Below are 8,941 nucleotides of genomic sequence, written 5' to 3' on the forward strand. Positions count from 1 at the left end.
ATGAGCTCCTGCCTCATGTTTGGAAAATGCAATAGGGGTTGGTCGGATGCTTACTTTAGAACAATCTATCTTCAATGGTATTAGGATGGCTTAGTTTATTATGCCACCCTACTAATTTTTTTAAGGCTTTTTGCTCAATAAAAATAAATTCAGTTGCCTATTTAATATGGCAAATCATCAATGATTGCTTTGCTAGTTAGCATATGAATAGTGGCGAAATGTTGGCATTGTTTAGGCGCATGGATAAATGATTGGCAGTCATCGCAGATATAGTCAAGTTGTTGCAGATGTTGGCTATTGCGATAGTCAGGTTCGGTGATTCGCTGAGCGATATTGCAAGCCATACAGTAAGTATGCGGGTGATAGGCTTTAACCTTTTGGGTAATGGCAGCAAGTTGATCCAAGGTGATGTGATACTGGCTGCACAGTTGCTGTAAGTGTGCCAAGGGTGTGGTGTGCTTGTTAGGGTTTTCATAATAAGCTTGGCAGATTTGAAATTCAAACGGGTTTAGGCTGTTTTGTTGGATGTAGTGTAGATTCATGCGTACTTCCTTTCTTTAGTATCGTTAAGATGGGTTATAGTAGTTCTGGCATTAAAGCTAAGAATTCGTGCTCAAGTTTTCGGTAAGTTTCTTGATAATCACCCGTGTCAATGGTGTCATAAATGGTCTGAATCCATTGTTGAATGGCTTGGGTATTGCTGCAGCGTTTGGTTTGGCCAAGATGTATGTACAGTCCATCGCCCAGTTGAATATGTTGTTCTTTGATAAGTTTGCTGACTAGCAGACTAATTTGTTGTTGGCGGCTTTTTCTTTGGTCAAGTTGGTCATAGAGGTGTTGGATGACGGGGTTTGGGTGCATTTTTGTGCTCCTTTCGGGATATTTTTTGGTAAATTATTCATTCCTATGCGATAATAGCAAATCAAAAGGAAATATAATTTTCTTTATATTTAATTTTGTTTTCTCTACAGGAAATAAATTAAAACATAAAGAAAACTAAGTCAAGCATTTTTTGTCATTTATTTGGTTTTTCTATGATTAAGTTGAATTTACCTGTGCTTTTTGCCCAACGTGGGCTCCGTGTTGCAGATGCAGAACGTGATTCGGGTGTAAATCGGACAACGCTTTATCGGCTTTTTAATAATGAATCCTCTCGGATTGATTTTGAGACGTTAGATAAGTTGTGCATTTATTTGGATTGCGAGCCCAAAGATGTGTTTATTTTCGAGAAGCCTGTCGCTGAAAGTCAGCCATCAAGTTAATGTTTATTTTTAGGATATATTATGACCGCTATTCAGCAACGTGCAGAGCTGCAACGTCGTATTTGGCAAATTGCTAATGATGTGCGCGGTTCCATCGATGGTTGGGATTTTAAGCAGTATGTGTTAGGGGCATTATTCTATCGCTTTATCAGTGAGAATTTTGCGAGTTATATCGAAGGGGGTGACGATAGCATCAATTACGCCACCTTCCCCGATGACAGTCCTATTTTAGCCAGTATCAAAGATGATGCGATTAAGACCAAAGGCTATTTTATTTATCCCAGTCAGCTATTTAGCAATGTGGCGAAAAATGCTAACACCAATGACAGTTTAAATACGGATTTAGCCAATATTTTCTCAGATATTGAAGCGTCTGCCCTAGGCTACCCTTCCGAACCTGATATTAAAGGGTTATTTGGCGATTTTGACACCACCAGTAGCCGTTTAGGTAATACAGTCGCAGACAAAAATAAACGCCTTGCGGCCGTGCTAAAAGGTGTGGAAGATTTAGATTTTGGTAATTTTGAAGACAACCATATTGATTTGTTTGGTGATGCGTACGAATTTTTGATTTCTAACTATGCTGCCAACGCAGGCAAATCAGGCGGTGAATTTTTTACCCCACAACACGTTTCTAAATTGATTGCTCAACTGGCATTACATGGTCAGACAACCGTAAATAAGATTTATGACCCTGCGGCGGGTTCAGGGTCGCTGTTATTGCAAGCCAAAAAGCAATTTGATGAGCATATCATCGAAGAGGGATTTTTTGGGCAAGAAATCAATCACACGACCTATAATCTGGCTCGTATGAATATGTTTTTGCATAATATCAATTACGATAAGTTCAATATGATGCTGGGCGATACCTTGCTTGAGCCCCATTTTGGCGATGATAAGCCGTTTGATGCCATTGTGTCGAATCCCCCCTACTCTGTCAAATGGGTGGGTAGCGATGACCCAACGCTAATTAATGACGAGCGTTTTGCCCCTGCGGGCGTACTGGCTCCTAAGTCAAAGGCAGATTTTGCCTTTATTCTGCACGCCTTGGCATATTTATCGAGTAAAGGACGGGCGGCGATTGTCTCTTTCCCAGGCATCTTCTACCGTGGCGGTGCGGAACAAAAAATCCGACAATACTTGGTCGATAACAACTTTGTCGAAACGGTGATTTCACTTGCCCCCAACTTATTTTTTGGTACGTCGATTGCGGTAAATATTCTAGTTTTATCAAAACATAAAGCCGATAATAAAACTCAGTTCATTGATGCCAGTAAGCTGTTTAAAAAAGAAACCAATACTAACATGCTAACCGATGAACACATTGCCCAGATTATCGATGTTTTCGCCAGCAAAACAGATATTCCCTATTTTGCCAAGTCGGTTGAAAACAGTCAGATTGCCGAAAATGACTATAATTTGGCAGTGAGTAGCTATGTGGAAGCGGAAGACACCCGTGAAGTGATTGATATTCAAACATTAAATGCCGAACTTGCCCAGACGGTTGCCAATATTGATAGGTTACGCAAAGAGATTGATGCAATTGTGGCGGAGATTGAGGCATGATAACACTCTATCACGGTAGCAATGTCGCTGTCGATATGCCAAAGATTTTACCCAATTTACGAGCCTTAGATTTTGGTTGTGGATTTTATTTGACCAGTAGCTATGCTCAAGCGGAACGCTGGGCAAAACTGGTTTTTAAAAGACGTCAACAGGGACAAGCCATTATCAATATTTATTCCTTTGATGAAGATCGTGCGATTGCTTTAAATTTGATGCACTTTGACAATGCCAATGCCGATTGGCTCGAATTTGTCGTTAATAATCGCAAAGCGTTAAAACTGTTTGATTTTGATATCGTGATTGGTCCTGTTGCCAATGATGCCACTTTACCTGTCATTGATGATTATATGGATGGCAGATATACCCAAGAAGAAGCGGTTCGGCGTTTATTACCGCAGAATTTGACTGACCAATATGCGTTTTGTAGTGAGATTAGCTTAGGCTATTTGACTTATCAAGGGAGCAAAATCGTATGAACGCTGTATCAGCTCGAACGTTAGATTTTTTTGACCGTCATGTGGTGCAACATATCGTTGAAAAATACGGTTTTGATGAATTGCAAGCGATTAAGGCGTTTATCAGCTCGGAAACTTATGCCATGTTACAAGACCCAGAGCTTGAGTTATACAAGGTAAGTCCCTTGATTATTTTTGATATGTGGGAAAGTGAGCAAGTGACAGGCAATCCACGCAATTCACTGTATTTACGGGCGGATGAAGTATGAGCAAGGAATACGCATTTTTTATTTATTTGTTAGAGCGTTATGCTGAGTATCGACAGGTTTCGGCTCAAAAGGTGTTGGCAATGTGGGAATCGCTAGGGATTACGCAGTTTATCGTGGATATGTATGAGTTATACCATATTGAGCGATTGGAAAATGCCTTTGCGGATATTGATAGAATGATGGCGGAGGCAGGGGCGTGAGTGCGATTTTGGATAAGTTGTTAAAAGGGCAAAAAGTTGAGTGGAAGTCATTAGGTCAAGTTTCTAATCTTAGCCGTGGACGTGTAATGTCAAAACAGTATTTAACTGAAAATATTGGTGATTATCCTGTTTACAGCTCTCAAACTGCAAACAATGGTCAAATAGGAAAAATTGACTCTTTTGATTATGACGGTGAGTACGTAAGTTGGACGACAGATGGAGCAAATGCTGGCACTGTGTTTTATAGAAATGGTAAGTTTTCGATAACTAATGTTTGCGGTTTAATTAAAATAAAAAATATCAGTGAGCTAAATTACAAGTTTTTATTTTACTGGCTTTCCACTCAAGCTAAACATTATGTTTATTCAGGAATGGGAAATCCTAAGTTGATGAGTAATCAGATTGAAAAAATTCCAATCCCAATCCCACCGTTTGACGTTCAAGCCGAGATTGTACGAATTTTGGACGCATTTACAGCCGTTACAGCCGAGCTGACAGCCGAGCTGACAGCCGAGCTTAATATGCGCGAGAAACAATATCAATATTATCGTGATAAATTATTGACTTTTTCGGATAATGAAATTATTTGGAAAAGTTTGGGTGAAGTTGCCGAGTATTCAAAATCTCGTATATCATTTGATAAACTTAATGAAAAAAATTACATTGGGGTGGATAATCTTTTGCAAAATAGAATGGGTAAAACCAATTCAAGTTACTTACCTACCAGTGGAAATTTAACAGCATATTTTGAAAATGATATTTTGATTGGCAATATCCGCCCTTATTTGAAAAAGATTTGGCAGGCAAATCAAATAGGTGGAACAAATGGCGACGTTTTAGTTATTCATCTGAAAGATAAAAATATTTTGCCTAGATATCTGTATCAAATTTTAGCAGATGATAAGTTCTTTGATTTTAATATGCAAAATGCTAAAGGTGCAAAAATGCCACGAGGCAATAAAGAGGCAATTTTAAAATACTCTTTCCCTGTCCCACCGCTTGATGAGCAAAAAAGAATTGTAAATATTTTAGATAAATTTGAAGCCCTAACCCACTCTATCACTGAAGGCTTACCCAAAGAAATCACCCTACGTGAGCAGCAATACGAATACTACCGAGAGCAACTAATTGATTTTCCTAAAAATTAAAATAGCATACATATAAATACATACACACAAATATTTATATCTCATAGTATACATATAAACATATACAGTTAAATTTATATATTTATTAGTAGTTAGATAAATTTATACATTGATACTCATCAATATATAGATAGCCATAACTTAACATACAGTTAACCTTATAAACGTTTAGCATATTTATAGATTTATACATTTAACTGTATATTAAAAATATATACACATCAATACATACACATATCATCAGCCAGTTATAAAGATACCCCTATGACCACAACATATAAACCCATCGCCGAAACCAATCACTTTATTGTACTCGACAAATACACCAAAATTGAGCAAACAGGCAGCTATCAGACCGAAGCCGACCTAGAAAAAGAACTCATTGACGACCTGACCAATCAAGGCTATGAATACCGCAAAGACATCACCAATCACACCAAGCTATTAACCAACGCCCGTGAGCAACTGCAAAAACTCAACAATCTCACCTTTAGCGATAGCGAATGGCAACGCTTTTTGACCGATTACCTAGACCGCCCAAGCGATACCATTATCGACAAAACCCGCAAAATCCACAATGACCATATCCACGATTTTACCTTTGATGACGGTCGCCTGCAAAACATCTACCTACTCGACAAAGACCATATCACCCGCAATTCACTACAAGTCATTGGACAATTTAGCCAAACAGGCAAACACCGCAACCGCTATGACGTAAACATCTTGGTCAATGGCTTACCATTGGTACAAATCGAACTCAAAAAACGGGGCGTAGCGATTCGTGAAGCCTTTAACCAAGTGCATCGCTACAGCAAAGAAAGCTTTAACAAAGACGAATCACTGTATAAATATCTACAAATTTTTGTCATCTCAAACGGCACGGATACCCGCTATTTTGCCAACACCACCAAACGGGACAAAAACAGCTTTGACTTTACCATGAACTGGGCAAGGTCGGACAATACCTTAATCAAAGATTTAAAGGACTTTACCGCCACATTCTTTGAGAAAAAAACCTTGCTCAATGTGCTTTTGCATTACAGCGTGTTTGATGTCAGTAATACGTTACTGATAATGCGACCCTACCAAATCGCCGCCACCGAGCGGATTTTATGGAAAATTAACAGCTCGTTTCAAGCCAAAAACTGGAGTAAGGTCGAGAGTGGCGGTTATATCTGGCATACCACAGGCTCAGGCAAGACCTTGACCAGCTTTAAAGCGGCACGGCTTGCTACTGCATTGCCATTTATTGACAAGGTGTTTTTCGTGGTTGATAGAAAAGACTTGGACTATCAAACCATGAAAGAATACCGACGCTTTAGCCCCGATAGCGTAAACGGCTCGACCAGCACCGCCAAACTCAAAGAAAACTTGGCAAGCGATGATAATAAAATCGTGGTCACGACCATCCAAAAACTTAACAACCTGATGAAAAGCGAAGATAAATTGCCGATTTATGATAAGCAGGTGGTTTTTATCTTTGATGAATGTCATCGCTCGCAGTTTGGCGAAGCCCAAAAAAACCTGAAGCGTAAATTTAAGAAGTTTTATCAGTTTGGCTTTACAGGAACACCGATTTTTCCAGAAAATGCGTTAGGCTCAGAAACCACGGCAAGTGTCTTTGGACGTGAACTACATTCATATGTGATTACCGATGCGATTCGGGATGAGAAAGTGTTAAAATTCAAAGTCGATTACAACGATGTACGTCCACAGTTTAAAGCCATCGAAAAAGAAAAAGATCTTGAAAAACTCACCGCTGCCGAAAATAAACAGGCGTTGCAACACCCAGAACGCATCAAACAAATTGCCCAATATATTCTAAACAACTTCAAGCAAAAGACCCATCGCCTAAATGCGTCAAATAAGGGCTTTAACGCCATGTTTGCCGTCAGTAGTGTCGATAGTGCCAAATTGTATTACGAAGCCCTAAAACAGCTCCATAATGGCGTAAAAGGGGGCTTAGAACGTCCTTTAAAGGTTGCCACTATCTTTTCTTACACAGCGAACGAAGAACAAACGGCAGTGGGGGATATTATTGATGAAACGTTTGAACCCAGTGCGTTGGATGCTACTGCCAAAGAATTTCTCGATTTAGCCATCAGCGACTATAACGCCCAGTTTAAAACCAACTATAGCACCGAAAGCAAATCCTTTGAAAATTACTATAAAGACCTATCCAAACGAGTCAAGGGCAAGGATAGCGACAATAGACCATTACCAGAAGCAGAAAAAATTGATTTGTTAATCGTGGTTGGGATGTTTCTGACAGGCTTTGATGCTCCGACCCTAAACACGCTGTTTGTCGATAAAAACTTACGCTATCATGGGCTAATACAAGCCTATTCTCGTACCAATCGCATTTATGATGCCACCAAAACCTTTGGTAATATCGTGACCTTCCGTGACCTAGAGCAGGCGACCATCGACGCTATTACCCTGTTTGGCGATAAAAATACCAAAAACGTTGTCCTTGAAAAGAGCTATGACGAATATATGCAGGGCTATACCGACGTAAGCACAGGAGAAGCGTGCCGTGGCTACCTTGACGTAGTCGCCGAGCTTCAACAGCGTTTCCCAGACCCTGATAATATCGTCACCGAGAAAGACAAAAGAGACTTTGCCAAGCTATTCGGTGAATACCTACGAGCCGATAATATCCTGCAAAACTATGACGAATTTGCGGGACTGCAAGCCCTGCAAACGCTAGATATCAACGATGCCGAAGCCGTCGAAACGTTCAAACAAACTTACTATCTTACCGATGATGATATTCAGACCATGCAATCTATCGAAATACCATCAGCAAGGCTTATTCAAGATTATCGCTCCAGTTATAACGACATTCGAGATTGGATTCGTCGGCAAAAAGACGCTGATAACCAGAATAAAGCCACTATTGATTGGGATGACGTAGTCTTTGAGGTCGATTTGCTCAAATCTCAGGAAATCAATCTAGACTACATTCTTGAGTTAATCTTTGAACATAACAAAAAAGTTAAAAGTAAAGCCGAATTGGTGGAAGAAATACGCCGTGTTATTCGAGCCAATATTGGTAACCGTGCTAAAGAAAGCCTAGTCGTAGACTTCATTAACCAGACCAATTTAGACACTATCAAAGACAAAGCTAACATCATCGACGAATTTTTTAAATTTGCCCAAGCCGCACAGCAAAAAGAAGCCCAATTTCTTATTGATGATGAAAATCTTAATGCAGACTCAGCAAAACGCTATATCTTAACATCACTCAAACGTGAATATGCCAGTGAGAATGGTACTGAACTTAATGATATCTTACCCAAAATGAGTCCATTAAACCCTGAATACCTTACTAAGAAGCAAACTGTTTTCCAAAAAATAGCCAACTTTGTGGAAAAATTTAAAGGTGTTGGTGGTAGTCTTTAATTGATTAATTCACTCTGGCTACAATACATAGCTCTAAATGCTCATAGGAACGCTTTAGAGCTATTTTTATAGATACATGCTACCCTATATACCTTTTTTCGATTTATAAGCCTATATGCTTTAGAATCAATCAGTAAATGCTATTCAATAGATTACTTTATTGGTAACTAAAAGTTTAGTGATTACGCCATGAAATTAACGACATTACAAATCTTATTTAATAAACATTTATTCTTAAATTTTTTTTTCAAAAAAAGTCTTTATTGTAATAATTGTAATATTATATATATTGTAGGAGCTCTCAACGCCTTATGTAGCAAGGCTTTTCGAGCCAATACATGTACAACTCTTCTAGTTTATATGTACAAGTCTTCTTGTATAGATGTACAACTCTTCTTATGATTTATCGCATAAGTGTACAACTCTTCTAGTTCTATGTACTCAATCCATATATAGCTTAAATAATTGATTTTAAATATATTTAATATATGTACAACTCTTCTTAATTTATGTACTAAATACATTTATGTATTGATTCCATAATTAGAAAAACGTATGATTTCTTCTAAATTGGAAGAAACCTTTGTAGAGAATATAAGCATGGAAAAATTTTTTGATAAAAAGCTAGAAACT

9 protein-coding genes are annotated in these 8,941 nt (G+C 38.6%); 7 read left to right on the forward strand and 2 right to left on the reverse strand.

Translation table 11 applies throughout. The annotated features are described in order from the left end of the window. Window positions 1-161: 161 nt before the first annotated feature. Both RTR63_RS10940 and RTR63_RS10945 read right to left on the reverse strand, forming a co-directional pair. The gene (locus tag RTR63_RS10940; RefSeq protein WP_312116753.1) at window positions 162-542 is read right to left on the reverse strand and encodes a hypothetical protein; all 381 of its coding nucleotides are present in this window, start codon (window positions 540-542) and stop codon (window positions 162-164) included. Between the two features lie 34 nt (window positions 543-576). After that, on the reverse strand, window positions 577-861 hold the full coding sequence (locus RTR63_RS10945; RefSeq protein WP_312524224.1) for a hypothetical protein: 285 nt from the start codon (window positions 859-861) through the stop codon (window positions 577-579). A 173-nt stretch (window positions 862-1,034) separates the two neighbouring features. On the opposite strand from RTR63_RS10945, the gene RTR63_RS10950 reads away from it, so the two are divergent. The 7 genes from RTR63_RS10950 to RTR63_RS10980 all read left to right on the forward strand — a co-directional run bounded on the left by RTR63_RS10950 (window position 1,035) and on the right by RTR63_RS10980 (window position 8,308). Then, window positions 1,035-1,262 (forward strand): helix-turn-helix domain-containing protein, encoded by a 228-nt coding sequence (locus RTR63_RS10950; protein ID WP_062335103.1) that lies wholly within the window; start codon window positions 1,035-1,037, stop codon window positions 1,260-1,262. 21 nt (window positions 1,263-1,283) lie between these two features. Continuing rightward, the gene (locus tag RTR63_RS10955; RefSeq protein ID WP_312524225.1) at window positions 1,284-2,828 is read left to right on the forward strand and encodes a type I restriction-modification system subunit M; all 1,545 of its coding nucleotides are present in this window, start codon (window positions 1,284-1,286) and stop codon (window positions 2,826-2,828) included. Beyond that, window positions 2,825-3,304, forward strand: coding sequence for a DUF3990 domain-containing protein (locus RTR63_RS10960; protein WP_312524227.1), 480 nt, complete (start codon window positions 2,825-2,827; stop codon window positions 3,302-3,304). Before RTR63_RS10955 ends, RTR63_RS10960 begins: the two co-directional genes overlap by 4 nt. Beyond that, complete coding sequence (locus RTR63_RS10965) at window positions 3,301-3,552, forward strand: hypothetical protein (protein WP_062335108.1); 252 nt, start codon at window positions 3,301-3,303, stop codon at window positions 3,550-3,552. The genes RTR63_RS10960 and RTR63_RS10965 overlap by 4 nt, the downstream gene beginning before the upstream one ends. After that, window positions 3,549-3,752 (forward strand): DUF3791 domain-containing protein, encoded by a 204-nt coding sequence (locus tag RTR63_RS10970; RefSeq protein ID WP_062335110.1) that lies wholly within the window; start codon window positions 3,549-3,551, stop codon window positions 3,750-3,752. The genes RTR63_RS10965 and RTR63_RS10970 overlap by 4 nt, the downstream gene beginning before the upstream one ends. Further along, window positions 3,749-4,900 carry a restriction endonuclease subunit S gene (locus tag RTR63_RS10975; protein WP_312524229.1) on the forward strand — a complete coding sequence of 384 codons (1,152 nt, stop codon included), beginning with the start codon at window positions 3,749-3,751 and terminating at the stop codon, window positions 4,898-4,900. Before RTR63_RS10970 ends, RTR63_RS10975 begins: the two co-directional genes overlap by 4 nt. A gap of 264 nt (window positions 4,901-5,164) precedes the next feature. Further along, window positions 5,165-8,308, forward strand: coding sequence for a type I restriction endonuclease subunit R (locus tag RTR63_RS10980; protein ID WP_312524231.1), 3,144 nt, complete (start codon window positions 5,165-5,167; stop codon window positions 8,306-8,308). The last annotated feature ends 633 nt before the right edge of the window (window positions 8,309-8,941 follow it).

The organism is Moraxella sp. CTOTU47724 (assembly GCF_032014955.1).
In the GTDB taxonomy this organism is placed as follows: domain Bacteria; phylum Pseudomonadota; class Gammaproteobacteria; order Pseudomonadales; family Moraxellaceae; genus Faucicola; species Faucicola tetraodonis.